Origin of the sequence: Gorillibacterium terrae (assembly GCF_051594785.1) — a bacterium.
GTDB lineage: Bacteria > Bacillota > Bacilli > Paenibacillales > NBRC-103111 > Gorillibacterium.
This window is the reverse complement of sequence record NZ_JBPPGI010000001.1, coordinates 389036-415726: the sequence shown is the minus strand read 5'-3', so window position 1 is coordinate 415726 and position 26691 is coordinate 389036. Positions and strand designations below refer to the sequence as shown.

The window sequence follows — 26691 nt, the reverse complement described above, 5'->3', positions numbered from 1 at the left end:
ATTGCTTAATGATTGCGAGTCCGTACCGACTTCCAGGTTTCCTCCAACCAGAGGTCGAAGTCGGCACCTTTATCTCCTTCGTACGCATCGTAGAGGTCGATCCGCATGTTCTTCAGCTTTTGCTTGAAGGCTTCGTAATCGTGGCCCTCCGGCAGGCTCTTCTTGATCCGCACCAGCGTCTTCATCAAATCCTTGACGAGATCGCCCGGCTTCCTCACCGGCGGCTGAACCTCCTCGCCCCACGCCTTCAACCGGGCATAAGCGGCTTCCCGAACCGTCAGAACGAGATCGTTGTTCATCCGATTGGTCAATACCGCAATCGTCTGCGGGCTCTTGTGCTTGCCGAGCTCTTCCACGGCCGCCAGCCGCTCCCGCCAGCTGGACGTGCGGTTTGCCGCCGCCTTCAGCTTCTCGTAATCGGCGGGAAGCTCCGTCTTGTTATCCTGCTCCAACCCTGTCACTCCTCAAAAAAAGAAGGCCGTCCTAAGGATGGCTCTCTTCGCATTGTTGGCAAATCCTGCTCCCACTATACCATGGAACGGGAAGGTTTGGTAGGCCGTGCCGGTTCTCGGTGCGGTTCCTTGTCCGTTTTCGGTTCCCATGAGGAAGGTTTTTTCGAAAAAAACGGCTATTCGCCGTCTCCCTCGGGCTGAGCGGATAGGGGCGGCGCGTTGAGGAAGCGCTCCGTTTTCTCGTAGGTATCCCCTTCCCCGACGATAACCAACCGGTCGGCGGCCTGAAGCTTGACGTAGGGCCCCGGCGAAATCGTCACGCCTTGGTCGCGGCGCAGGGCAATGATGGTCGCCCCCGTGCTCTGCCAGAGGCGAAGATCGGCGATGGTCTTGCCGATGACGTGCGCGCCCGGACGGATCTCCACCTCCACCGGGTTGTACGGGGTAAGGTTGCGCAGCCGGTCGGAATAGTTGATGACCTGGGTGATGAGCGCATCGAATTTGGCGTCGGTTTCCTTCTTGGCGCGCAGCAGCTGCTCCAGCTCCTGCTTCAGCGAGTAAGCCGAGCCGAGGTATTCGTTGTAGCGGTTCAGGTAATCGCGCGCTTTCTCCCGCGACCGGATCGTGATCTCCTTGCCTTGCGACACGTTCAGGATGCCGGCATCCCGCAGCAGCGAGACGGATTTGCGGATCGTCTCGGAGGAGACGTGGTATTGGCTGGTCAGCAGGGAACGGCCGGACAGCTTGGAGTTCTCGGGGAATTCCCCGTTGGCGATGCGCTGGGCGAGGTCAAGCGCGATGGATTGGTAGATGGGCAGCTCGTTCATGGCTAGGGGGTCTCCTCCCGGCGTCGGCCGCCTGCCCGCTCTCCTCGGGAGGAAAGCGACAAACGGCTCATGCCTTCATTGTAAACCATCCGGAAGGCAGAGGAAAAGCGGGCAGCGGCCCAATTGCGTAACTGGCGAGCGGAGGAAAGCGAGGAAAGAGCGGCCAGCCGAGATGGAACCGGTGACGATGTGAGCGTAGACGGAACCGTTGGGAGCGAAGCCAAGGATCAGGAACCGCAGGTAACCCGGCCCGCCCCGTCTCGGGAGCGGCAGATGCTGCCGGAAGGCAAGCTTGATCCGGTCGCCGCTGCCGTGCGCCATGGACGGGCATGCAGGCCGTGTGCCATGGACGGCATGCAAGCCGACCGCCATGGACGGCACGCAGGCCGTGCGCCATTGGCGCATGCAGGCCCGTTGCCGCCGGGCGGCTCGCGGTCTGAGCCCCGCCGACACGGCAGCGATCAGGCGCCGAACGGACGGTACGGTGGCCAACTGCCGCCGCGTTACATGCTCACCTTGTCGGCGGATTGCAGCTCCTGGCGGAAGCGCCGGTACTCGGCGAGGACGCCCGAGTGAAGCGGATGACCGGGCTCCAGGCCCGTCGCTTCGGTCAAGACGCGGGCAGCGCCCTTCCGCGCCAGCTCCGCTTGAAGCCGCACGGCCTCCGGGTCGTCCGGGGCGGCGAAGCAGAGCGCGGCCGCCATCGCCCGCATAAGCCCCGGCACTTCGAAGCCGAGCTCATGGGATTGCACGGCCGGGAAGACGAGCCGTTCGCGCCGGGACAGCTTGCGCAGGGGAGAGCGGCCGACCCGGACGACCTCGTCCGTCAGGTCGGGGTTGCGGAAGCGGTCCAGCACCTTGCGGATGTAGACCCGGTGCTTGGTCTCGTCGAAGCCGTGCTTCGCGGCCAGGTAGCGTCCGGTTTCCTCCAGCGTCCTGGCTACCTCCAGCTCGATCAGCGGCTTCGCCATCGCTTCCTGAATCGTCCGGCAGCCGTGCAGGTAACCGAGGTAAGCGGCGCAGGCATGGCCGGTGTTGACGGTATAGAGCTTGCGCTCCAGATACGGCTCGAGCGAATCGGCATAGACCGCCCCCTCGATCTGCGGGTAATCGGCGAGCAGCGCCGAGCGGTCGATCACCCATTCGCAGAAGGGCTCCACCGTGACGGCGAGGGAATCTCCGGGATGGCTCTGCTTCGGCACGATCCGGTCGACCGCGGTATTGGGGAACGCGACGTAGCGGTCCGCCTTGGCGTGGAGGCCGGAGCGAAGATGCGAATAGACCATCCGCTTCAGCCGCGTGCTCGCGCCTTTCCCGTTCTCGCAGGCCATCACATGCAGCCGCCTCGGCTGGACGGCCAGCCTCAGCTCGATGCCTTGGGCGATGGCGGGGGCGATCTCTTCGAGCGCCCCCACTCCGACCGCTGTGGTGACGACGTCGGCTTGGGCGATGGCGCCCGCCACCTTTGAGGGGTCGGCGGAATTGACCGCCGTCACCCGGTTCACCATCGCCCGGTCATGCCTCCGGTTGGCCAGCAGGACCGGGTAGGTGCCTTTTTTGCGCAGCAGCGACTCCTTGCCGACATTGCGCACCACGAAGCATACCTCATAGCCCGACGCGGCAAGCATTGGTCCGATAAAACCGCGGCCGATATTGCCCGCTCCGAAATGAACGGCTTTCATCCCCATTCCTCCTCTCTCATCGGTCGGGACCGGCGTCACCGGTCCCTCCTGCGTTTCGGCTCCTATCTCCGGTCCTACCGGGACTCTTCGCCGGGAACTGCGTCCGCGAGCGGCTCAGTCATCGCCTTCACCAGCTCGGCGAAGTCCAGTCGGCTCAAGTCGTCGACCCGCCACCGGGACTCCTCGAATTCGAGCAGGCCGGTGATCCGGTTCGGCGTGACCACGCAGTCGATTCCCGCCGCGCAGGCGGCCCGCATTCCGTTGGGAGAATCCTCGACCGCAACGGCTTCCTTGGCGGTTACGCCCAGACCTTCCAAAGCCTGCAGATACAGAGCCGGGTCGGGCTTCACCTTCTCCACGTCGTTCGCCGTGCGAATGCAGTCGAAGTATTCCAGGATGCCGAGCTGGCGCAAATGCCGCTCCACCCATTCGCGGTCGGAGCTGGAGGCGAGCCCGACCTTCAAGCCGGCCGCCTTCGCCCCTTCCAGGTACTCGCGCACGCCGGGACGGATCTGCTCCTCCTTCATTAGCTCGGCATGGCGCGCCCGAACCTTGCGCCGCAGCTCTTCGGAATCAATCCCCAGGTTGTGGTGGGTATTGAGGTATTCATAAGGATTGAAGGTATGCAGGCTCGTTCCGATACAGCCGGAGTACAGCTCGACGCTCAGGTCGACGCCGTGCTCCCGGTAGCTGTCGCGGAAGGCAAGGTACCAAGCGGTCTCGGTATCGATGATCGTTCCGTCAAAATCGAAAATAATGGCTTTCAGCATCAGGCATTCCCCTTTCCGTTGAAGCGGCTTCGAGCCGCCATTCTCTATCGTCGGATGCTTGCTTGACATCCATTATATGCATTCCGCCCGAAACTAACAACCCATTTTTATAACCATGTTGTTAGTTCATGCGCTTTCATTTTTTTGTAACCGTTCGCAGATGCAGAGTCGGCAAGCGTTTGCCGCAAATTGAAAAAAATCGTCGCTCTTCCGGCTTCCGGACAAAAGCGGCCCGCCCGAATCCGAGCGGGCCTTCCCTCATCTATGGCGTTCCAACCCCATCCGAGTACGGCCTCAAGGCCGATCCATCCGTTCCCCCCTATTCGTCCTGATCCGTCTTCGCAGGTTCCGTGAGCAGCGCGACGACCTCCTCCTCCGGAAGCGGACGGCTGCATAGGAAGCCTTGGACCAAATCGCAGCCGAGCCGCCGCAGAAGCGTGAGCTGCTCCTCCTCCTCGACGCCCTCGGCCACGGTCGCCATTCCGATCCGTTTGCCTGCCCCGATAATCATTTCGACCAAAACCTCCTGCCGCCCGTTCGTCAGCACGGAATCGATGAACGACTTGTCGATCTTCAGCGTGGTGATCGGCAGCTTCGTCAGGCAGCCGAGCGAGGAATAACCGGTGCCGAAGTCGTCCAGGGCGATTCGCACCCTCGCTTCTCGCAATCGGTCCAGCTTCGGCGCCAAAGCCTCGTAAGACTCGATGAACAGCGACTCGGTCAGCTCCAGCTCCAGCCGATCGGCGGGAAGCCCGAACTCCTCAAGCGTATCCAGCACCAGCTCGCAGAACTCATTGTGCATGAGCTGAAGCAGCGAGACGTTGACGGACATGATCAGCTCCCGGTGCCCCCGGTCGCGCAGGCGGCGCAGCACCCGGCATGCGCTGCGCAGCACCCAGGTGCCGAGCGGGATGACGAGGTGCGAATCCTCGGCTACCCGGATGAAGCGCAGAGGAGACACTTCACCGAGGACCGGGCTGTTCCAGCGCGCCAGCGCCTCCAGCCCGTTGATCGTTCCGTCGTCGGTTCGATATTGCGGCTGGTAGACGAGATAGAATTCCTCCCGGCTCAGCGCCTGATGCATGTGCTTCTCAATGGCCATCCGCTCGGTAAAGCGGTCCTTCAAGCTCTCGTCGTAGAAAACCGCTCCTCCCTTGCCGGTCTCTTTGGCCCGATACATGGCGATATCGGCGCGCTTGACCAACTCCATCATCTCCTTCCCGTGCTCCGGATAGAGGCTGATGCCGATGCTGAAGCCGATATGGAATTGGCTTCCCCGAATCGTGAGCGGATTGCGGAAGCAACCCAGCACCCGTTCCACAATCGCCTCGGCGGCGGCTTGATCGCCAATTCCGGGCAGCAGGATCAGAAACTCGTCGCCGCCGAATTGGTAGAGCGTCCCTTGTCCGTTCAGAAGAGCGTCCAGCCGCCGGCAAGCCTCGACGATCAGCTCGTCGCCGAAGTCGTGCCCCATGGTATCGTTGATGTATTTGAAATTGTCGATGTCCATGAACAGCAGCGCCGAACGGCCCTTGCCCGTGCGCAGGCTCGCGGACGCGCGTTCGAGCAGAGCCAGCTTGTTGGGCATGCCCGTAAGCGCATCATGATAGGCGAGGTGCTCCAGCTTCTTCTCGTTGTCCAGAATCAACTGCTGCTGCTCCTCCATCTGCTCGTATTGCATGCGCAGCTCTTCCTCGGTGGCCGTGATCTCCTCGTAGGCCTGCTCCAGCTCCTCGTGGGCGAGCACCCGTTCCCGGTAAGCGCTCTGCAGCCTTTCCTCCGTCTTGCGAATCCGCATCAGAGTCTGGGAGATCAGCAGATACAGCAGGCCGCCGGTCATGAGAACGAAGAACCAGCCCTTGCCTACGCTGATATCTCCGAGCAACCGCGGATCGCTGACCATCATCTCCAGCAGCCGGTCGGAGAGCAGAATCCAGACGCCCCCGATTCCCATGTAAATTCCGGCAATCCTCAAGGCTGTCCGCCGGGGATTGAAGCCTTCCGGCAGCTCCGATTCCAGCGGAATCAATTCGGGCACCTGCCGGTGTCCGAATGCCGCCAGCTTGTCCTTATTTTGATGTTCCTTCTTGTGACGCATATGCCGCCTCCTCGCTGCCTGTTAATAGGATTATATTCCCATCATACCGGTTCGGAAGGCGGATGACAGTCAAATACTTAACAGCCTTAAAAAAGGAGCTTCCCCCTATCCGGCAAGGACGTTTCGCCCGGTCGGGAGGATTTTCTTTACACCGGCGGAAAAAAGGTTTAAATTTATACTATTCCAATCGGATTAAAAGGAGGAATAACCCATGTCACCAAAAGAGGTTCCCGTCCCTTATGTGAGAGCCAACCAAACCGGCATCGTCCTGTCGGTCATCGCCTCCTTCCTTTTGCATGAACCCTGGGTGCTGGCCGGCCTCTGGCTCGTTCAGCTCACCGGTCTGGCCAGTGCCGGACGCTACAACCTGTTCGTCCGAATCGCGAAGCCCTGGCTGCGCGTTACCGGCGCGCACACGGAAGCCTTCGAGCTTCAGCGCTTCAACAACACGCTCGCCGTGACGTTCCTGACCCTGTCCCTGATCTCGTTCCTGCTCGGCTGGACCATAGCCGGCTATGCCATCGCCTTCCTGCTGCTGGCCGCCGCCGGAGGGGCGCTCGCGGGCTACTGCATCGGATGCACCGTTTACTTCCAGTACAAGAAATGGAAAGCCCTGCGCAATCTTCGCCGTCCCGCCGCTTAAGAGGGGCACATGCCGCCTGACTTTCGCCAATCGCCCATAGCGCTGTTTACCGCCAGACTATCGATAATCGCACCATAGCGCCGTATATCGCCAGACTATCGGAAATCGCACAACAGCCCCGATATCTGCTTGAGAACGGACTATCCGCAGCCATGCTCAGGAAACGCAGAAAAAGGATGCCTTCTCCCGGATCGGGTCCGGTTGATAGGCATCCTTTTTATGGGATAAGGGAAGGAACGCTTAATAGAAAATGGCGGGAATGTACCCGATCGGTTCATCAAAAGGCTGCGTCTTGCCCAGACGCAGGTCATACAGCCGGGCGTTCGCCGCTTGAACGGCCTCCGTCACCTCCGCATACTCCCGGTTGCAGATATCCACCAGGCCGATGTTGTAATTCTCTCCGTCGAAGCGGCCGAGGTAGGGCTGGTCATTGAACTGGAAGTAATGGACGCCCACGCAGCAGGGAAGCGCCGCCGCCTCTTCGATGTACCGGCGGATGGCCTTGCCCCGCTGCTCCTGATCTTCGGCTCCGCGTATGCCCGTCGCCGGCAGTCCCCGGTCGATCGCGCCGAAGTGATACTCGCCGACCATCACCGGCTTGCCGACGCGCTCATAGACTTCCTGCACCGAGGGGACGCAGGACTTCTCGTAGCAGTTGATCGAGAAGATGTCGAAGTATTCGCTGCCGCTGTACAAAGTCGGGCTGGAGATGTAGGCATACCGGATGCCGAGGTTCAGGTGATGCGGGTCGGCTTTCTTCAGAGCGAGCGCCGGGACCTTGATGTACTCGGCGATCAGCCGGCAGGAGAACTCGTCCAGGTCGGCCATCCCCCGCTCGGATACCTGCGGGAACTCGCCCAGGCGGAACAAGCCCTCGAAGGCCTCCGCCGCCGTGCCCCAAGCCTTGTTCAGCTCGGCGACAGAAGCGTATTTCTCCCGGAGGAACACGAGCAGGTGCTTCTTGGACGCCAGCTCGGCGGGGTTGCGCAGCAGCTCGTAGCCGAGGTTCAACCGGTCGACGAATGCCCAATTCGGCTCGTTGGACATGAAATAGCCGATCAGGTACCGGTCGCCGCGGTAAGCATCCAATTGGCGCGCATAGGCCTCGGAAGCCGCTTGGTATTCTTCCGAGAACACGTCGGGAAAGTCGCGGTAGACGGCCGACGCCGTAGACGGATAGTCATCCAGCATGGCCACGTAAGGCAGCTTGGCCTCGCGGGCAAATTCCATGTCGCTCCACGCCGCCACCGTGTTCAGCTTCCAGCGGATGAGGCGGGACTTCGCCATCTCCGCCCAAGCCTCCTTCCACTCTTCCCCGAAGGCTTGCTCCAGATTGTGAACCAGGTAGTCGCGGAGTTCGCCCTCGGCGTTTACCGGTCCTCCGGCATGCGCATTGACGCAGTCCGCGCCGCTGCTGAAGAAGCCTCGGCCGTCCGGCGCAACCAGCCACCAGCGGCCGTTCGCCTCGCGCTCCACGCGAAAGTAACCGCTTGCGGCAAATAGAACGTCCGGCGAGCCGTAATACTCGTCCTCCCTGCCTTCCAGATGCTTATGAGCTTCCTCGCGGAGTTCCAGCAGACGCGCCGTGCACGCTTCGCGGCTTGCCGTTTTGCCGGGCCATTCCTTGTCTGCACGCTGACCCAGATCATCGACCAGCGCGAGCGTATCCAGCTCGACCTTCGGTTCTTCCTCGGCCAGACGCACCGCGCGGATCACCAGACGCGTTTCCTGGTGGGAGGGCGGCAGGCGCAGTCCCCACGAGGAAAGCCGGTCCGGGTTGATTCGATTGCCTTTGATCACCGTCTTGAGGATGCCCGGTCGGCGCTTCCCGAACAGCGTCTGGCCGTCCAGGTAGCTCACCGGCAGGCTTACGGTCGTTCGGACCCCCGGCAGCACGCCCACCGAAGCGAACAACTCGGGCAGCTTGTCCTCCTTGCCTTCCTCCCAGAAGCAGAGGGTCAGACAAACCGCATAATCCTCCGGATTCTCGATCTCGATCAGCACGTAGGCGAAGCGGCGAAGCGTCTCTCCATCGAGCGGATAGCGCAGAACGCCTCCCTCCTTGCCAAACACGATAGCCTCGCCCTGCCGCGAGCATCCCTCCAAGCGGGGCTCGCCGAATCTATGCTCCATGCGCTCATTCCCTTCCCTTCGGTTGTGAACAGCTGTAACGAACAGCGCTATTGTAGCACAAGAAACCGGACAGCGGATGCGGCCATTTGGAAAAGATCTCCTTCTCTTGCAATCGGTTCGATCTTCCCGGTGCCCGTCCGGCCGCTTTTGGGAAAGCTTCGGATTTTTGCCCCGCTCTCGTCGCCGGGCCTTCGGGTCGCTGTGCGCTGTGCAAGGAGAAAAGATCGGTCGTCAACCCGCTTGGCCGCTTGTATTCCTCCAAATCGCAGCAATTTCGGGAGGGTTCCGTCGTTCTTGCACCCTGACGCCCGCTATGCTTCGGGATTCACCCCCTTTCTCCGCCTTCGGGTATACAGGGGGTTTTTGGGTATTCTGGTTGGGCGAGCCATGGAGATTCGTCTGAAATATCGGCCGAATTTTTGTAGGCGGCTCCTATATACGCCATTTTGCAAGAAGGTATAGTAGGAGATATGACTTCCAAAGCGAGGGGGAGAGGACGGTCATTGGCCTGAGAAAATAGCTGGATTTATGTCAACATCGTAAAAAGGGGTCCCGCTTCGCCAAGCCTAACGGAAAAGCTTATTGTTAGGACAATATCCCATCAACCAAAGCCAAAATCGAGGGGCTTCATTGTCAATGATCTATGGTATAATGCTACGCAACGGTTGAAACCCGGACCCATTCCAAAACAGAGAATCAGGTGATTAAATGTTTCAATTCAAATGGCTGTGGCAGAATTTGAAAGGGGACCGGACGCGGTACATCATCGCGCTGATCCTCTCGGTGGTGTGCTCCTCGCTCACCATCGTAAATCCTTACATCGGCCAACGCATTGTCGACACGTTCATCACGGGCAAGGATGCCGCAGCGCGCCTCGCGACGGACCAGAATCTCCTGATCTGGCTCTGCCTCGCCATGGTTGGCTTTTCGCTGCTGCGCACGGGCCTGTCCTACCTTACCTCCATGCAGTATGAAATCTCTTCGCAGAACATGCTGTACCGGGTTCGGATTTACCTGTACAACAAGATTCAAGGGCAAGACATGCGCTACTACGACCGCAACCGGACCGGCGATCTCATGACCAAGATGACCGGCGACCTCGACATGGTCCGCCACTCCCTCGCCTGGATCATCAAGACGATCATCGAATCGCTGACCATCTTCGTGGCGGCAGTGGCGTACTTCTTCACCATCGATGCGCAGCTCACCCTGTGGCTGCTTCTCCTGTCGCCGCCGATCTTCATCGTGGCGTTCATCTTCGCGCGCCGCGTTCGTCCGATGTACATCGACCTGCGCGAGCGGCTGTCGCAGCTCAACACCATCACCCAAGAGAATATTGCCGGCAACCGGGTGGTCAAGGCGTTTGCCCGCGAAGAGTTCGAGATTCAGAAGTTCACGGACAAGAACGTGAATTACTCGAAGGCGAACAAGGCCGCGGCGCTCGTCTGGCTGGATTACTTTCCCTATCTCGAAACCTTCGCCCAGGCGTTCAGCGTCATTCTGATGATCGTGGGCGGTCTGTTCGTCATGGACGGCCGGATCACCTTCGGGGAATTCTCCGCCTTCTCCGCCCTGATCTGGGGCCTGTCCAACCCGATGCGCAATATCGGCATCATCATCAACGACCTGCAGCGGTTCTTCGCCAGCTTGACCAAGATCGTCGAGGTTTACTATGCCCACCCCGAAATCGTCAACGAGCACAAGACGGACGTCAAGCGCCGGTATCGGGGCAAGATCGAATTCGACCACGTCAGCTTCAAGTACGACCATGTCACCGTGCTGGAGGACATCACCTTCCAGGTCAACCCGGGCGAGACGGTCGCCATCATGGGCGCGACGGGTTCCGGCAAGACGACGCTCATCAACCTGATCCCGCGTTTCTACGACGTGACCAAGGGCCGGGTGCTGGTGGACGGCACCGATGTGCGCAAGCTGGAGTTGGATGAGCTGCGCGGCAATATCGGCGTGGCTACCCAGGACGTGCTGCTCTTCTCCGATACGATCGACGGCAACATCGCCTACGGCGATCCCGAGATGCCGGAGGAGGACGCCGTCAAATTTGCCGAGCTGGCCGCGGCGCATTCGTTCATCGCCAAGATGCCCGAAGGCTACGACACGGTCGTCGGCGAACGGGGCGTCGGCCTCTCCGGCGGACAGAAGCAGCGTATTGCGCTCGCCCGCGCTATGGCGATTCAGCCGCCGATCCTCATCCTCGACGACACCACCTCGGCGGTCGACCTGGAGACAGAGGAGCACATCCAGAAGAGCCTGCGCGAGCTCGACTTCCCGTGCACCAAGATCATCATTGCCCAGCGCGTCTCGACGACGGCGCAGGCCGACCGGATTCTCGTCCTGGAAGGCGGACGGGTGATCGAGGAAGGAACCCACGCCGAGCTGCTCGCAAGGCGCGGCTATTACTATGACGTATTCATGCTTCAAAACGAAGGCATCGGAAGGCAGGTGACCGCACGTGGCCAGGAATAAATTCGACGTCGACGAGAATCTGGAGTCGCCGTTTGACATCACGCACTTCAAGCGCGCCATGGTCTACATCCGCAAGCAGCAGAAGCCGATGATCCTTGCATTCGTGCTGAGCGCCCTGTCGGCCGCCATCGCCTTGTCGGCTCCCCTGATCATGCAGCATGTCGTGGATGTGACCATTCCGGCGAAGGCAAAGGGGCCGCTCATCTGGTGGTCGCTCTTGACGCTCGCGACGATCGTTGTCTCCGTCGTCCTCGCGACCATCCGCTCGCGGATCATGACCCGCGTCGGCCAGGACATCATCTTTGATATCCGCACCGACCTGTTCAAGCATCTGCAGGAGCTGCCGTTCCAGTATTACGACGACCGGCCCCAGGGCAAGATCCTCATCCGCGTCGTCAACTATGTGAACTCCGTCTCGGACGTTCTGTCGAACGGTATCATTAACTTCATCCTGGAAATCCTGAACCTGATCTTCATCGCCGTGTTCATGTTCGCCGTGAACGTCCGGCTCTCGCTGGTCATCCTCGCCGGGCTTCCCGTCTTCCTAGGCCTCATGCTGCTGATCAAGACCAAGCAGCGCCGGGCCTGGCAGGCGGTCTCGAACAAGAGCTCGAACCTGAACGCTTATCTCCAGGAGAGCATCAGCGGCATCCGGGTGACGCAGATCTTCACCCGCGAGCAGCGCAACGAAGGCATTTTCACGCGGTTAGCCGGCAACTTCCGCAAGGTCTGGATGAACGCGGTTCGCCTCAACCTGCTCATCCCGTTCACCGTCGACAACCTGGCAACCATCATCGGGACCGCCATCTACCTGATCGGCCTGCTCGCCCTCGGTCCGGAGGCGGTCACCTTCGGCGTCATCCTGGCAATGAGCAGCTATGCGTACCGGTTCTGGCAGCCGATCCTCAACCTGTCGAACCTGTACAACAGCTTCATCAACGCCGTCGCTTACCTCGAGCGCATCTTCGAGACGCTGGATGAACCGGTTACGGTCAGCGACGTGACGGACGCCAAGACGCTGCCGCCGATTCAGGGCCGGGTGACGTTCGACGACGTGACCTTCGCCTACGATCCGGGGGTCAACATCCTGGAGCACCTGTCGTTCGACGTCAAGCCGGGCGAGAGCATCGCGCTTGTCGGCCCGACCGGCGCCGGCAAGACGACGGTCGTCAACCTGATCTCCCGCTTCTACAACATCACCGGCGGGCAGATCCTGATCGACGGCCACGACATCTCGCAGGTGACCCTCTCCTCGCTGCGCAGCCAGATGGGGATCATGCTTCAGGACAGCTTCATCTTCTCGGGCACGATCCTGGACAACATCCGCTACGGCAAGCTGGACGCCACCGAGGAAGAGGTCATCGCCGCGGCGAAGACCGTATGCGCCGACGTGTTCATCCGCGAGTTCGAGGACGGTTACATGACCGAGGTCAACGAACGCGGCTCCAAGCTGTCCCAGGGGCAGCGGCAGCTCATCTCGTTCGCCCGAACGCTGCTCGCCAACCCGCGCATCCTCATCCTCGACGAAGCGACCTCGTCGATCGACGCCAAGACGGAGCGCCTGCTCCAGCAGGGCCTGAACGAGCTGTTGAAGGGCCGCACCTCGTTCATCATCGCCCACCGCCTCTCGACGGTGAAGAACTGCGACCGCATCATGTACGTGTCCGACAAGGGCATCGCCGAATCCGGCTCGCACGACGAGCTGATGGCGCGCCGCGGCTTGTACTACCGGCTGTACTCGGCACAGAAGATGGAAGCGTAAGCTGCACATCCGAACAGCCCGATAACGAAAATAAGACACTCCTCCCTTGCCGATCAACCCCGGCGAGAGAGGAGCGTCTTTGCGTTTCGGAGGCGAGGAAAATCGGGAGGGTGACCGAGGCAAGCTAGGCCAACGTGAACGCTTAACGCCGTTACCCGCAATACACGTGCCAAGTGACGCCGAACCGGTCCTTAACCGCACAGAACATCTGCGTAAAAAACATCGGTGCGAGGGCGGTGAAGACATCCCCGCCCACTTTCAGCAACTCAAACGCCCGCTCCACATCCTGCGGGTCTTCCAGGACGGCTGCGAGCGTGATTCGTTCGCCTGGCCGGCTCTCGCCGTCGGGCGAGTCGCTGACGAGGAGCCGCGAGCCGAGAAGAGTGAGCTCGCCGTGCAACACCCACTCCTGCATCTCTTCCGGCAGAGGGTGGCCGGGATTCGGAGGAGCATCCTTAAAGCGGCTGATGACCTTATCCACGGCGCCAAACGCTTGTTCATAGAGCGTCATGGCTTCTTCTGCTTGGCCGTGAAGGTGAAGAAAGGGAGCCAGCATGCAAGCATCTCCTTTTTCATTGGAATAAAGAGCGCGGTATCCAAGGATAGTCAGGCGTCTACTGGCGGATTCGGCTGGATAAGGAATTCTAGCCTAAGCCGTCGAGGCGCTTCTCCAGATAGAGCGAAGCTCGTCCATCTTCCACGAACCGTTCCCGCTCCGCGAACCCGAGCTTCCGCAGAAGGCCGATACAGCGGCTGTGATCGGCGTAGACGAAGGCGCCCATTCGGATAACGCCGAAGCGCTCCTGCACCTCCGGGAGGAACAGGCGGGTCGCTTTTGCCGCCAGGCCTTGGCCCCACCATGCCGGATCAAACAAGACCATGCTGAGCATGGCATGCCGCTCTTCCCCTTGTTCGATGGCGTAGCACCAGATATCGCCGATGTAGGTATCCTGCGCCACGATCACCCGGCCGAAGCTCCGGGCTTCGGGCCCGCAGGCTTGCTCGAAGAGAGCGAGCGCTTCTTCCAGCGTCTGCTGTTCGGTTGGAAAAAAGCGCTGAATCTCCGGGTCCTGCGTCCTGCGCCAGAACACCTCGACATCTTCCCTGGTGCGGTCACGAAGCTTGATCTCCATGGCAGTCCCTCCTGCTACCGGCTCTATCGACAGGCGTCTCTGCGGCCGGTCGTCTCTCCGTCAATCTCGTACCCAATCGTCTGCCGAAAGCCGTACAGCTCGTAGCCGAGGCGGGTATAGAGCGCGATGGCCTTACGGTTGGTCCCGTGGGTTCCCAAGGTAGCGATGCGCTTGCCTTCCGCCTTCAGATGGCCGAGCGCCGTGTGGATCAGAGCGGATGCGATGCCGCGGCCGCGCCATTCGGGGACGACGAATATATTCTCGGTCGCGCTCCGTTCGTCGGTAATCCTCCAGGTCGAGGTGCTGCCGATGAGCCGATCGCCGGAAAAGGCGCAGAAGCTTGTCATCTCCGGCGAGCCCTGCATCCAGCCCAGGTGGTTGAGGCTCCATGCTACGCCGTCAAACGCCGCCAGCTCGGCTTCCCGATACTTGGCTTGGGCCTCCGGATGGTTCAGCGCATACCGTTCGATCCGGACGCCTTCGGGCAGCGAGACTTGGGGAAGGGCCGGCTCCAGATCGTACTTGAATACGACAATCGTGTCATAAACGGCGAAGCCGCGACTCAGACAATAAGACAGTTCATCCGTCTGGTCTGTATCGATATACTGAGCCATCACGATCCTCTTCTCCGGATAGCGGGCCTTGATCTCCCGCGCTCGTCCGATCAGCGCTTCGGTCAGCGCGTCCTTGACGGCTTCCGTCTCCCGCCCTTCGGCGAAGGCAATCTCGAAGTCCAGGTAACGGATGAAACGGGCATCGCCGTCATGCCCGACTGCATCGAACGTATCATGCGGCATCAGGTGAGCGACGGCCAGCAACTCGTCTTTCCCGTCTACGGCACAAAACATGTTGGCCGGCTCAAAATCTCCATGATACCGGTACAGCAGCTCCAATACAAAATTCACTTGCGCCAACCGGCCCGCATCCTCTTCCCGCGGATTGCGGATCGTAAAACCCTGCTTGAGCGTCGTCAGTACCATCGTCCTCCTGGTAGGGGCGGCAGCGCTTTCAGCGAGCCGCGCCGTTGATTTATCCCTATCATGCAGGAAGCCGCAAACCGCGACAAGGGAGAGTTTGGCTATAGGCGTGTGCCGGCTGCCGGGCGAGTTCAGCAGCCGACGCCATTCGGCTGTGACGCAATCCAGCAGCCGACGCCGCTCGACTGTGATACCATCCGTCAGGCCGGATGCCGGACCTGAAGCAGCCCCTGCGCGGCGGCATCCAGCCGCTCGCGGACCAAGATCGCTTTCGTGTAATCGCCGGGCAGCTTGTCGTAACCGGCGGCAAGCCCGGCGAGTCCGCCGGCGATGGCGCCGATTGTATCCGAATCGCCGCCCCGATTGGCCGCCCCCTGGACAACGGCGGCGAAGCTGTCCGAACGGAGCAGCAGGTAGAGCGCCCAGCGGAAGCTGTGGACCACAAAGCCGCTCGGCTCGCAGTCCGGTTCGGCTCCAAGCCCTTCCGCGTACGCGGTCCCGGCTGTCTCGGCCCGAATCGCACGGTCCGGCGCTTCCCCGGCCAGCAGGCGGGAGGCGATCCGGTTATAGATCAGGCAAGCCTCGTCGCAGAGCGGATCGTAATGCGTCATCCGGGACTGCGCCCGGGTGACCCGCTCCATCGCCGCCGGATCGGCATAGGCCAGCGCGGCGGGCAGGCAGCGCATCAGCGAGCCGTTGCCGGCGCTCTGGCCCAGATCCTGATCGGCCAGGAAGGCCGCTTCACCCCAATTGCCCTCATACCGCTGCATCGCCCGGCGGATGATGTTGCCGATGTCCTTCGGACCGGATCGGTACCAGTTAAGGAACCGGCGGCCGATGGCCTCGACGGGCTCGGCGGGGCTCTCGATGATTCCTTCGGCCACGGCCAAAGTCATCATCGTGTCGTCCGTCACTTCGCCGGGCGTCAGCTCCCAGACGCCGCCTCCGATGATCTCCGTCAGATAGCCATGCCGGCTGCGGATCTCCGGCACGGTCATGAATTCCGTCGTGCCGCCCAGCGCATCTCCGATCGCTACCCCATAGAGTGCGCCCTTGATTCGGTCGAGTGCTTCCCGTTCCTTGTCTGCCATACGCTTCTCCTCCGATCGCCGGTAGCCGGCCTTTGTTGTTTTCCTAGATCGCGATTCCCTTGTACTGGCTCTGGCACAGCTCGTAGTAGAAGCCCCGCTTGGCCATCAGCTCCTCATGGGTGCCGCGTTCGATGATCTGTCCGTGGTCGAGCGCCAGAATCTGATCGGCGTGGCGGATCGTGCTCAGCCGGTGGGCGATGATGAAGGTCGTCTTGCCCTTCATCAGGTTGATTAACGCCTGCTGGATCGCCAGCTCCGTTCCCGTATCGATCGACGAGGTCGCTTCATCGAGGATCAGGATCGACGCCTCCGCCAGCACCGCGCGGGCAATGGCCACCAACTGCCGCTGGCCATGGGACAGATTGCTGCCGTTGTCCGTGAGCACCGTGTCGTACCCGTCCGGCAATTGCTCGATAAACCGGTGCGCATTGGCAATCCTGGCCGCCTGCTCGATCTCAGGATCGGTGGCGTCCATCCGTCCGCAGCGAATATTCTGCCGGACGCTGTCCGAGAAGAGGAACGTATCCTGCAACACCATGGCGATATTCCTCCGCAGCCCGCGCTTGTCCAGGACCTGGATCGGCCGACCGTCCAGCGTGATCGCTCCCCGGTCGATGTCATAGAAGCGGGTCAGCAGGTTGATGATCGTCGTCTTGCCCGAGCCGGTCGGGCCGACGATGGCAATCGTCTGGCCCGGTTCCGCCTCGAGGCTGACGCCGCGCAGAATCTCCCTGCCTTCGATATAGGAGAATCCGACATCGCTTAAGGCGACTTCTCCGCGCAGGGAAACGGCCTGCGGCTCGCTGCCGCTGTCCTGCTCCTTCGGTTCGTCCAGAATCTCGAATACCCGCTCCGCCCCGGCGAGGGCCGATTGGATCGTGTTGAACGTATTGAGTAATTGATTGATCGGCTGAATGAAGCCGCGCATATACAGGATGAACGTGAAGATCACGCCGACAGTCATGTCGTATCCCTTCAGCAGCAGATAAGCGCCGGTCACCGCGATGATAAAATACGCGAGGTTGTTGATCATGTTGTTCACCGGGCCCATCATCCCGGAGAGCGCCTGCGCCCGGATGCTCGCGCCTCTCAAGCGGAGGTTGATGCGGCCGAACTCCTCCTTCGTCTGCTCCTCCTTGCCGAACAGCAGGGTGACCTTCTGCCCGGAAATCCGCTCCTCAATGAAGCCGTTCAATCGGCCGAGCTCCTTCTGCTGAGTGACGAAGAACGGCTGGGTGCGGCCCGCGATCAGCTTCGTCAGGAAGAACATCAGCGGCAACATCAGCATCCCGGCGAGGAGCAGGATGGGACTCAGCAGCAGCATCGCGATGAACATGCCGACAATGCCGACGATTCCGGCAAAGAACTGCGAGATCGTCTGGGACAGCGTCATGTTGATGTTGTCGACGTCATTCGTGAGGCGGCTCATCAGGTCGCCGCTCGAATGCGTATCGAAATACCCGATGGACAAGTCCTGCGTGTTCCGGTACAAATCCCGGCGGATGTCGGAGGAGGTTTGCTGCGCCACGCCGACCATAATCCGGTTCTGGATATAAGTCGACACCACGCCGACCAGGTAGATTCCTGCAAGCAGCAGGCAGAGAACAAACAGGCCGCGAAGATCTCCCCGTTCGATGTAACGATCCACCGCATACCCGTTCAGCCGGGTGCCTGCGATACTGATCAGCGCCGTGACCACGCACAGGAGGAAGGTGACGATGAGCGCCTTGCGGCTGCCGTCCATGTAGCGCAGGATGCGCTTCAGCGTTTCCTTGGGGTTCTTCAGCTTCTCTGCTTTCTTCCCGAACCGGCCGGGCCCTCCGTGCATCCCGCCCGGCCGGACCTCGAATTCCGCCCGCTTCTCAGCCATGGACCAGCACCTCCTCTCCGAGCTGCGAGACGGCAATCGTCCGATACGTCTCGCTTTCCTGCAGCAGCTGCCGATGCGTTCCCGCCGCGGTCACCGTTCCGTTCTCCATGACCAGAATCTTGTCGGCGTCCATGACGGCCGAGATTCGCTGAGCGATCATGATGACGGTGCGGCCGCGCATCGTCTCCATGACGCTTTGCAAGAGACGCGACTCGGTCGCCACATCCAGGGCGCTGGTCGAGTCGTCCAGGATGAGGATGCGGGGATGCTTGAGCAGCGTCCGCGCAATCGACAGCCGCTGCTTCTGGCCGCCGGAGAAATTCTTGCCCCGCTGCTCGACGACGCCGGCGAACCGCTCCTCCTTCTCTTCGATAAAAGCCAGAGCCTGCGCCTGTCGGGCGGCGGCGGTCAAGGCTTCCGCTCCGGCGCTGCCGTCTCCGTACCGCAGGTTCTCCTCAATCGTACCCGAGAACAGGATGCTGTCCTGCAGCACCAGGCCGATGTTCTCCCTGAGCTCGCTTTGCCTCAGCTTTCGAACATCGGTGCCGCCGATCCGCACCTGGCCTTCCGTCACGTCGTAGAGCCGGGGGATGAGCTGCACCAGGGTGCTTTTGCCCGAGCCGGTCGACCCGATCACCCCGACCTTCTCGCCTTCTTCGATCTTGATCGAGATGCGGCTCAGCACGTCTTCCCCATGCCCGTGATACCGGAAGGAAACGTTCCGGAATTCGATATCCCAGTTCCTGACCGGTTCCGCCGCAGCGTCCTCGCGAAGCGCCGGCTCCGTCTCCAGCACTTCCTGAATGCGGTCGGCGGACGCCTTGGCCCGAGAGAAGCTCAGCACCAGGCTGACCATCATGATCAGCGAATTCATGATCTGAATGAGGTAATTGATAAAGGCCATGATCTTGCCGATCTCAAGCGACCCGGAAGCCACCATGTTGCCGCCGAACCACAGGACGCCCACAACGCTCAGGTTCATGACCAGCGTAACCACCGGCCAGAGCAGCATGTTCATGTTCTGCGCCCGGATGCTCTGCGCCATCAGATCGCCGTTCGCTTCGTCGAACTTGCTCCGCTGGCTGTTCTCCAGGGTCAGCGATTTGATCACGCGGATGCCCAGGATGCTCTCGCGCATGACGGTGTTGATCCGGTCGATCCGGTTCTGGACGCCGGCGAACAAAGGATAAGACCGGCGCAGAATGACGACGGTCACCAGTAGGATGACCGGGATCGCCAGCAGGAAGACGACCGACAGGCGCGGGCTTGACGCCACCGCCATGATGATCCCGCCGATGCAGAGCAGAGGCGATCGGACAGCCCCTCGCAGCACCATGACCAGCATGCTCTGCACCTGCATCACGTCATTGCTCAGCCGGGTAATGAGCGGAGAGGTCTGAAACCGGTCCAGCTCCAGGAACGAGAAGCTTTGAATCTTGTCGAACAGCCCCTGCCGCAGCTTCGTCCCCATATCGGTCGAAGCGATGGAAGCGAAGACCGAGCAGGCCGCCCCTCCCACAAACCCGAGGAGGGCGATCAGGATCATCTTTTTCCCCGTGGCAAAGACATAGGCCAGGTCTCTCTGCGCCACGCCGATGTCGATCATATCCGCCAGCAGCTTCGGCTGCAGCAAATCCATGAAGACTTCGCCGAACATGGCGAGCGGCGCCAGGCAGGCAAACAGCACCGCCATTCCCTTCAAATAACGCTTTACCAAACTTGCCATCTCGCTGTCATCCCTTCTTGAGCAACGGCAGACCGGTCCACCCTACCGTATCAAAGAAAAGAGCCTCTCTTGCGAAGAGGCTCGGGTTCGATTCGGAGGGGTGCGACTCTGTAGTTCGCTTGGAATCCCTATCGGGTACGCCGCCTTCGAACCGAATGGCGGGTCTGGGAGGCCAGATGCCGCACGGCGATCACCGGATGATGCAGCAGCATACGGGGGCCGGAATACCGCATCACCGCCCGGACCTTGGTCCGCATAGCCGGCTTATAGCAATGCACCGGGCATTCCCGGCAAAACGGCTTCGCCTCTCCGAACCGGCAGCGGCCGAGCCGCTCGCACGCATACTCCGCCATTGCTGCGCAATCCGGACACAGGGACGCCGCTCCGTGTCTCTGTCCCCGGCAGTAGACCGAGATCATCGTTTGAACCACAAGCGTTTCCGTTGCAATCCGGCTTCGTGCCATTTCGCCAAACCCTCTCCGGTTGTCCGATCTGAATTGCTTTCTTTATTATCCAAATCGGCCGGCCGCCCTGTCAAGCCCATTCGGCGGGCTTTTCGTGGGGGCATTCACCCAACCGGGATGCCCGAATGACAGACAAATAGCCGGAAATCTCCTGCCGTGTCAATCCCATCTGCTTCAGGTACAATTCCGCCAGCGTCTTCTTGTATCGCAGCAGTTTTTCCCGGTCCTCACTCTCCTCCGACACCGGGGTATATTCGACCAGGAACACCGTCCTGGCGACATCGTACGCGCGAGGTCCCCGGCAGATATTCATGAAGTCAATCGCGGTCGGCCTGCCTTCCGAGAGAAGAATGTTCCCGGGATGAAAGTCCCCATGACAGAGCGCGTCCCCGTCTTCGAGGGTGTCCAGCAGGCGTAGCGCTTCTTCCCGCATGCCCGCCGCCTCCGCCGGAAGCCGTCCGAGATTGTCCCGCAGAAAAGCCTTGCAGCTCGGAGCATCTCCGGCTGCGTTCGAGAGGATGTCCCGATGCAGACCGGCCATCCACTCCGCGCAACGGGGCAGATCGTCGGTCCGCAGCACCCACGTGTCCAAGGCCTCGCCGTCCACCCGCTCGTAGACAATGCCCCGTTGCCCGTTCCAGTTCACCAAGTCAAACGCCTTCGGCTTGGCGAAGCTCATTTTGCTTAATGCCGTCGCATTTCGATACTCCCGCTCGGCCGCTTCCTCGGGATAGCCGGGCACGAACAGCTTCAGCACCCGGCCGTCCTCCCATTCATACACCGTCGCCGTCTGGCCGACCCCTATCTTCTTCCGGTCGATCAACTCCGCCCCTCCGCAACATTGAACCGATTCTTCCCAAAGAATACACGGCCCCGGCCGAATGCGCCATCCCCCCTTTATTTGGCAGGAGCGCCGATGTGCTATAATGGGACTTGGTTTTCCCAGCCATCCTTCGTAACCGTGGATCTGACGGTGCTTATCGGATAAGCCTATCGTCCGGAAAGTTTGGCTATATTTCTTGTGAACCGAAATCCGGTTATGGTACACTACTTTTACTTGATGAAGACGGGAGAGAAGAAGAATGTAGGATTTCTTGCGGCCGCAAACGATAAAACAGACCCTGTTTTATTCTTTGGCATGCAAGAAAGCTCCTTTTTCCTCTTCTCCATCGGAAACCGACTCCAGGTCCGCGCTGATTCAGCTGGGCTGTTTGGATGTATGGCGAAAAGCTGCGAGAAAGGATTCCTTTCTTGCAGCTTTTATCTTTTTCACGGGAGGATTCCGCCATGTCCTTGATCCATGTAAGCAACCTCACCTTTGCCTATGACGGCAGCTACGACCCGATCTTCGAGAACGTCAGCTTTCAGCTCGACACCGACTGGAAGCTCGGCTTTACCGGGCGCAACGGCCGGGGCAAAACCACCTTTCTGCAGCTCTTGCTCGGCAAATACGAATACGCCGGGACCATCTCGGCGAACGTCGAATTCGAGTATTTTCCGTTCCCGGTCGAGCGCAAGGAACGCATGACGTATGAAATCGTCGAGGACATCCACCCGGACTACGAGCACTGGCGGCTCGTTCGCGAGCTGTCTCTGCTTAAGGTATCCGAAGATATTCTGTACCGGCCCTTCGAGTCCCTGTCGAACGGGGAGCAGACGAAGGTGCTGCTGGCCACCCTGTTCACCAAGGAAAACCGGTTTTTGCTCATCGATGAACCGACGAACCACCTGGACCTGCATGCCCGCAAGCTGGTCAGCGATTACCTGCAGTCGAAGAAGGGGTTTATCCTCGTCTCCCACGACCGCGCGTTCCTGGACAACTGCGTGGATCACATCCTGTCCATCAACAAGACGGGCATCGACATCCAGAAGGGCAACTTTTCCGACTGGTGGGAGACCAAGGAGCGGCAGGACCAATTCGAGCTGGCCGAGAACGAAAAGCTGCGCAAGGACATCAAACGGTTGTCCGAGGCGGCGAAGCGAACGAGCCGCTGGTCGGACGAAGTGGAGAAGACCAAGAACGGTACCCTGAACTCCGGCTCGAAGCTCGATAAAGGCTACGTCGGCCACAAGGCCGCAAAGATGATGAAGCGCTCCAAATCGATCGAGCAGCGGCAGCAGTCCGCCATCGACGAGCGCTCCTCGCTGCTGCAGAACATCGAGAGCGCCGAGAGCCTGAAGCTCGCCCAGCTCCCTTATCACAAGGACCAGATGGTCGAGCTGGATCGCGTCTCCATCCGGTACGGCGACCATACGGTCTGCCGGGACGTTGGCTTCACCGTGCGCCAAGGCGACCGCATCGCGCTCTCCGGCCGGAACGGCTCGGGCAAATCCAGCATTATGAAGCTCATCTGCGGCGAGGACATTCCTTATACGGGAACGTTCCGCAAGGGAAGCCAACTGCAAATCTCCTACGTGTCCCAGGACACCTCGCACCTGAGAGGGAACCTGACGGACTATGCACGGGAGTTCGGCATCGACGAATCGCTGTTCAAGGCGATTCTGCGCAAGCTCGACTTCTCAAGGCTGCAGTTCGAGAAGGACCTCGCCTCCTACAGCGGCGGCCAGAAGAAGAAGGTGCTGATCGCGCGCAGCCTGTGCGAGCGCGCCCATCTGCATGTCTGGGACGAACCGCTCAATTTCATCGACGTCCTCTCCCGCATGCAGATTGAAGAGCTGCTCCTGGAGCATGCGCCGACGCTTCTGTTCGTCGAGCATGACAGCGAATTCTGCCGCCGGATCGCCACTGAGACGGTGGAGCTGTAAGAAAACCAGAGGGATGCATCAACAAGGATGCATCCCTCTGGTCAGGTTAGCCCGTTTTCCAAAAGCCTAAGCGGGTTTACGGCCCCGCTTAAGATATCCGGCAGGCTTACCTCGAAAATAAGGGGGGTACCGGGGAAATGCTTAGATAGGAGCTGCCCCACTTCCCCTAGCGGCATTCGTCCTTCGCCGAGGTTCAGGTGATCCTCAAGCTCGCTGCAATCGTGCAGATGAATCTGCCTGATGTGCCGCTGCAAATTCGGGTTTTCACCGATGGCAGCCAAGATTTCAAGAAAGTCTTCCGGCGTTTTACGGCTTTTCAGCATATCGAACAGCAGGTGTCCAACGTCCAGACACAGCTTCACTTTCTCGTTCTTATTGTGGGTCATGACCCCCTCCAGTTTCTTTAGGTATTCCTTGTAATCGACAATCCCACTCGGGTTTTCCAGCAATAACTCGCCGACTAAGGTGAGACCGTGGATGGAATCGAGGAGTTCCTCATCGTCGAAGCAAGCGTGGGCAATCAACTGCGCCTGAGCCGGCAATGCCTTGGAATACCCGCTGATGACGGAAGAGGCGGCTTGGTTCAATTCCTTGCAAGCGGACGGCAGGTGCAGCGAGAAGTGGTCGAACAACCCGTTGAGGACACCGGCGACTTCCGTCATGTGCCGTCTCGCCGCCGCAGGGCTGGAGGCTATCTTCACTTCAATGGCTTCATAGTTTTTCCGGTATTCGGTCATCCACTCCGTGATCCTCTTGCGATCGAATCTCTCGATTCGCAGCTTTACCCGAAACCCGTAAGGATTATGGAGGGCGGTCAAAAGAGAAAACCTCCGTCCTTGAGGAAAACCTCCAAATCCCGCTGCGTGTAAATCGGCTCTTTCCCCTTATCGACGATTAGGTTCGTCAAGATCCGTTGAGTTTCGCCGGGAAGAACGGGGGCAATCTCACGGATCATTCGGGGGATCATGAAGCAGCCGACTGGATCGGCCCCCAATGCGTTGCCCGTTAAATATTCGGCTCTTGCCCGGCATCCGGAATTGCACAAAAGCACATACTTGCATTCGTTGCAGGGCCGGATCCGTTCGAGAGAACTGTCATTTTCCAGTACCGGATTCGCATGGGCCACGGCCTCGGAGACATTCAGGCCATGCTTCGCGAAATCGTAAATGGCATGGTGATAGTATTGGCAAAACGTGGCCTGCCCGTTGCTTCGAATCGTCAATTGGTGGGATATGTAATCGCAAGGCGAATCGAGCAGACGTTCTTCCAGCACCTCGTCCAAATCGGCATCGTCGTAGTCCTCGGCTTGATAGCCCAGGATTTCCGTTTTAAATAGATTGCTGATTTCAATATCGGTATCCTTGTATCTGCCGGAACGGACAAAGTCCTCGACAATCCTCTTTGCGGCATCGAAATACTTGTCGTAATAGACTTCCAAGCCCATCTGGTCCTTGTTCTCGAGGACTCCGCCTTTATAGCCAATATCGAACACTCGCCACCGATGCACCCCGGTTTGAAGAACTTTTTGATAGATTTCATACAAAGTATCGACGTTATGGGGGGAACAAACCGTATGCACGCATACGTTGACGTTCCCCTTCTTCACCAAGTTGCCGGCCATTGTCCACAAATCGTCGGCCGAGCTTCCCTTTCGATACATCGCATGTTCGGCGAACCCGTCGATGCTTAACCGAAACCGCTTTAGACCGGCGGCGATCAGCTCGTCGGCCAGCTCGTCGGTCAGCAGCTTTCCATTCGTCACCATGTCCGGCTTGATTCCTAGGTCACGGATGAGCTGAACGATCTCGACGATACCGGGATGAAGAAGCGGCTCACCTCCGGTCAATAGGATTTTCTTGATCGGGAAAACGGCCTTCAGGTTCCGGATCAACTCCAACACTTCAGAAGGACGCAAATCGTCGGTTTTATTCATAAATTCGGAGTTGTGGCAGTACAAGCAGTGAATGTTGCACTTGGAGGTAACTTCCAATCTTATCGAACTGTAGTTCCGTTCTATCATTCGTCCAATGCCCCTAAGGATTATTTTTTCGAATAAGCTCTGCCGCCGCATCCTGCAAGGAAGAACCGACTCCGATCTCGGTAATTCCCGAATTGCTGTGAAAAATCTCTTCCATCAGACCATCCCGGTCCGCCTCGTCCATATGGGCTGTCAGCTTGATATCGGTGTTGGTTTCATTCGCCTCCACGACAATTTGGAACTTCTCCATCAGAGGGCCGGGTAAACGGAACGGCTCGAACGATCGCTTTTTCAGATGAATCTGACTGGATTTGGCCAATTGCCGAATAATCGCATCTTTATCGCCGCTCGTTACAATCGATCCTCGATCCAGCACCGTGATCGTCCGGGCGAGCAGCTCGATATCCTCGATGTTGTGGGAAGTCAGCAATAAGGTCGTATTCCCCTTATGAACGATCTCGTTCAGCTCGGTAATGATGGTATGCCGCGAAGCAAAGTCCAACCCGATAAAAGGCTCGTCCAAAATCAGAAGGTCGGGCGAATGAAGGAGTGCCCCGATCATCTCGGATTTCACCCTTTGACCGAGACTCAAGTTCCGCAAGGATTGATGGATGAAGGACTGGCAATGAAACTTCTCCACATAGTCCTCGATCCTCTTTTCCAGCAGGGGCTTCTCCACACCGTAAATGGAACCCACGGCCCTTAAGCTGTCCACAACCGGAATATCCCACCATAAGGTGGATCGGTTCCCCCAGACGACGCCCAGCCGCTGCACATGCCGGATTCTCGATTTCCACGGTTCGATGCCTCCTACGGTTAACTGCCCTCTCGTCGGCTTGATAATGCCCATGATCATTTTGAGCAAAGTCGACTTGCCGGCTCCATTGTTCCCGATCAATGCATGCCGGTCCCGTTCGGGGATGACCAGCTCGGGGATGCTGAGCGTATTCCCTTTTTGCCGCTTGCGAAGCCTGGGGAAAAGGGAGGATTGGTAGTCATACTCCACATTGGTCAATCGAATCATATCCGTCCCCCATTAAGTACAGCTTTTGTAGTAGCGAAGCGAGTAGGTAAACAGCTTCAGCGTGAGCAGAAAAAACAGCGCTCCCCCGGCAACGGAACCGAATAAACTGGCCGCGGTTGCAAGCGCATGGCGGGAAAACAGCAGACGGCTTATGGGAAGATAGGCCGTCACCCCAACCGGAATAACCGTGAAGAACAAAGCCCGGACCGCTTTTTGCATAAATTTCAAGGGATAATACCCGAGGGTTGCCGTCGTATCCACGACCAATTCGGAGAAGAGGCTTTTGCGTACCGTGAACAGGCAGAGCGTGGCGTTGCAAAACAGCAGCCCCAAGAACACCAGGAACGTGCCCAGGGTGCTGATCAGGATTCCGGCGAATAAGGCCGCGGAGGGGGCCATCCCCTTGTGGATCGAATAGAGCAGAACGGCGAGGTATTGGACGATTCCCGCCAGTCTCCTCAGGAACACATTGCTTCCGAACAATTGCAGCGGCAAGGAGACGGGACGCAGCAAAAAAAGGTCCAGTTCCCCTCTGAGGATGAGCTTGTGGAAATCGTCCAAGGACCTGCCCAGCATTCTCGATAAATCGTACGCTAATCCGATGACCCCATAGAGAATCCCGACATGGTACACGGTCCATTCGCCTAGGGTTGAGATGTTCTCGAACAGAATTCTTAATCCCAGGTAAGGGATGATCGTATATACCAGCCAAATCAGTTGCTGCACAAAAAAATCAAGCGGATACTTAAGCTGCGATTGTACGTCCAGCTTGGCAAAGAATAAATATGTCCTAATCCCCTTGGAGATCATC

The 26691-nt window shown here is 59.3% G+C and carries 23 protein-coding genes; 4 read left to right on the top strand and 19 right to left on the bottom strand.

The window, feature by feature from the left end; genetic code table 11:
• Positions 1–5: 5 nt before the first annotated feature.
• The 6 genes from ACSEXS_RS01685 to ACSEXS_RS01660 all read right to left on the bottom strand — a co-directional run bounded on the left by ACSEXS_RS01685 (position 6) and on the right by ACSEXS_RS01660 (position 5829).
• A complete protein-coding gene (locus tag ACSEXS_RS01685) occupies positions 6–452 on the bottom strand; it encodes a HEAT repeat domain-containing protein (protein WP_438431452.1) in 447 nt (148 codons plus the stop codon).
• 176 nt (positions 453–628) lie between these two features.
• Positions 629–1279 (bottom strand): TrkA C-terminal domain-containing protein, encoded by a 651-nt coding sequence (locus ACSEXS_RS01680; RefSeq protein WP_438431451.1) that lies wholly within the window; start codon positions 1277–1279, stop codon positions 629–631.
• A 75-nt stretch (positions 1280–1354) separates the two neighbouring features.
• Positions 1355–1684 (bottom strand): hypothetical protein, encoded by a 330-nt coding sequence (locus tag ACSEXS_RS01675; RefSeq protein ID WP_438431450.1) that lies wholly within the window; start codon positions 1682–1684, stop codon positions 1355–1357.
• Between the two features lie 98 nt (positions 1685–1782).
• Entirely contained in the window at positions 1783–2961 is a 1179-nt protein-coding gene (locus ACSEXS_RS01670; RefSeq protein ID WP_438431449.1) for a mannitol-1-phosphate 5-dehydrogenase, read from the bottom strand.
• 74 nt (positions 2962–3035) lie between these two features.
• Positions 3036–3731, bottom strand: coding sequence for an HAD family hydrolase (locus ACSEXS_RS01665; protein ID WP_438431448.1), 696 nt, complete (start codon positions 3729–3731; stop codon positions 3036–3038).
• Positions 3732–4050: 319 nt separating this feature from the next.
• Positions 4051–5829: a putative bifunctional diguanylate cyclase/phosphodiesterase gene (locus ACSEXS_RS01660; RefSeq protein ID WP_438431447.1), complete on the bottom strand. Its 1779-nt coding sequence runs from the start codon at positions 5827–5829 to the stop codon at positions 4051–4053.
• Positions 5830–6040: 211 nt separating this feature from the next.
• Here ACSEXS_RS01660 and ACSEXS_RS01655 point away from each other — a divergent pair, with 211 nt between their 5' ends.
• On the top strand, positions 6041–6472 hold the full coding sequence (locus ACSEXS_RS01655) for a DUF4395 domain-containing protein (protein WP_438431446.1): 432 nt from the start codon (positions 6041–6043) through the stop codon (positions 6470–6472).
• A gap of 240 nt (positions 6473–6712) precedes the next feature.
• Here the strand turns inward: ACSEXS_RS01655 and ACSEXS_RS01650 are convergent, their stop codons facing one another.
• A complete protein-coding gene (locus tag ACSEXS_RS01650; RefSeq protein ID WP_438431445.1) occupies positions 6713–8605 on the bottom strand; it encodes a hypothetical protein in 1893 nt (630 codons plus the stop codon).
• 708 nt (positions 8606–9313) lie between these two features.
• Between ACSEXS_RS01650 and ACSEXS_RS01645 the strand changes: the two genes are divergently transcribed.
• Together ACSEXS_RS01645 and ACSEXS_RS01640 are read left to right on the top strand one after the other, a co-directional pair.
• A complete protein-coding gene (locus ACSEXS_RS01645; protein ID WP_438431444.1) occupies positions 9314–11089 on the top strand; it encodes an ABC transporter ATP-binding protein in 1776 nt (591 codons plus the stop codon).
• Positions 11076–12851 (top strand): ABC transporter ATP-binding protein, encoded by a 1776-nt coding sequence (locus ACSEXS_RS01640; protein ID WP_438431443.1) that lies wholly within the window; start codon positions 11076–11078, stop codon positions 12849–12851. Before ACSEXS_RS01645 ends, ACSEXS_RS01640 begins: the two co-directional genes overlap by 14 nt.
• A 151-nt stretch (positions 12852–13002) precedes the next feature.
• On the opposite strand, the gene ACSEXS_RS01635 is transcribed toward ACSEXS_RS01640, so the two are convergent.
• The 8 genes from ACSEXS_RS01635 to ACSEXS_RS01600 form a co-directional block, all read right to left on the bottom strand.
• Positions 13003–13407, bottom strand: a complete 405-nt coding sequence (locus tag ACSEXS_RS01635; RefSeq protein ID WP_438431442.1) for a VOC family protein — start codon at positions 13405–13407, stop codon at positions 13003–13005.
• A gap of 88 nt (positions 13408–13495) precedes the next feature.
• Positions 13496–13984, bottom strand: a complete 489-nt coding sequence (locus ACSEXS_RS01630; RefSeq protein WP_438431441.1) for a GNAT family N-acetyltransferase — start codon at positions 13982–13984, stop codon at positions 13496–13498.
• 23 nt (positions 13985–14007) lie between these two features.
• Positions 14008–14964 carry a GNAT family N-acetyltransferase gene (locus ACSEXS_RS01625; protein WP_438431440.1) on the bottom strand — a complete coding sequence of 319 codons (957 nt, stop codon included), beginning with the start codon at positions 14962–14964 and terminating at the stop codon, positions 14008–14010.
• Positions 14965–15161: 197 nt separating this feature from the next.
• Complete coding sequence (locus ACSEXS_RS01620) at positions 15162–16052, bottom strand: ADP-ribosylglycohydrolase family protein (protein ID WP_438431439.1); 891 nt, start codon at positions 16050–16052, stop codon at positions 15162–15164.
• Between the two features lie 43 nt (positions 16053–16095).
• Positions 16096–17922 (bottom strand): ABC transporter ATP-binding protein, encoded by a 1827-nt coding sequence (locus ACSEXS_RS01615; RefSeq protein ID WP_438431438.1) that lies wholly within the window; start codon positions 17920–17922, stop codon positions 16096–16098.
• Positions 17915–19648 carry an ABC transporter ATP-binding protein gene (locus tag ACSEXS_RS01610; RefSeq protein WP_438431437.1) on the bottom strand — a complete coding sequence of 578 codons (1734 nt, stop codon included), beginning with the start codon at positions 19646–19648 and terminating at the stop codon, positions 17915–17917. The genes ACSEXS_RS01615 and ACSEXS_RS01610 overlap by 8 nt, the downstream gene beginning before the upstream one ends.
• A 128-nt stretch (positions 19649–19776) precedes the next feature.
• The gene (locus tag ACSEXS_RS01605) at positions 19777–20112 is read right to left on the bottom strand and encodes a nitrous oxide-stimulated promoter family protein (protein ID WP_438431436.1); all 336 of its coding nucleotides are present in this window, start codon (positions 20110–20112) and stop codon (positions 19777–19779) included.
• Between the two features lie 70 nt (positions 20113–20182).
• Complete coding sequence (locus ACSEXS_RS01600; RefSeq protein ID WP_438431435.1) at positions 20183–20935, bottom strand: phosphotransferase family protein; 753 nt, start codon at positions 20933–20935, stop codon at positions 20183–20185.
• Between the two features lie 464 nt (positions 20936–21399).
• Here ACSEXS_RS01600 and ACSEXS_RS01595 point away from each other — a divergent pair, with 464 nt between their 5' ends.
• On the top strand, positions 21400–22878 hold the full coding sequence (locus ACSEXS_RS01595) for an Lsa family ABC-F type ribosomal protection protein (RefSeq protein ID WP_438431434.1): 1479 nt from the start codon (positions 21400–21402) through the stop codon (positions 22876–22878).
• A gap of 41 nt (positions 22879–22919) precedes the next feature.
• Here ACSEXS_RS01595 and ACSEXS_RS01590 read toward each other — a convergent pair whose 3' ends face one another.
• From ACSEXS_RS01590 to ACSEXS_RS01575, 4 genes are all read right to left on the bottom strand, one after another.
• Positions 22920–23615: a hypothetical protein gene (locus ACSEXS_RS01590; RefSeq protein WP_438431433.1), complete on the bottom strand. Its 696-nt coding sequence runs from the start codon at positions 23613–23615 to the stop codon at positions 22920–22922.
• Between the two features lie 77 nt (positions 23616–23692).
• Entirely contained in the window at positions 23693–24898 is a 1206-nt protein-coding gene (locus ACSEXS_RS01585; protein WP_438431432.1) for a radical SAM protein, read from the bottom strand.
• Between the two features lie 13 nt (positions 24899–24911).
• Positions 24912–25880 carry an ATP-binding cassette domain-containing protein gene (locus ACSEXS_RS01580; protein ID WP_438431431.1) on the bottom strand — a complete coding sequence of 323 codons (969 nt, stop codon included), beginning with the start codon at positions 25878–25880 and terminating at the stop codon, positions 24912–24914.
• Positions 25881–25892: 12 nt separating this feature from the next.
• A complete protein-coding gene (locus tag ACSEXS_RS01575) occupies positions 25893–26690 on the bottom strand; it encodes an ABC-2 family transporter protein (RefSeq protein ID WP_438431430.1) in 798 nt (265 codons plus the stop codon).
• Position 26691 lies beyond the last annotated feature (1 nt).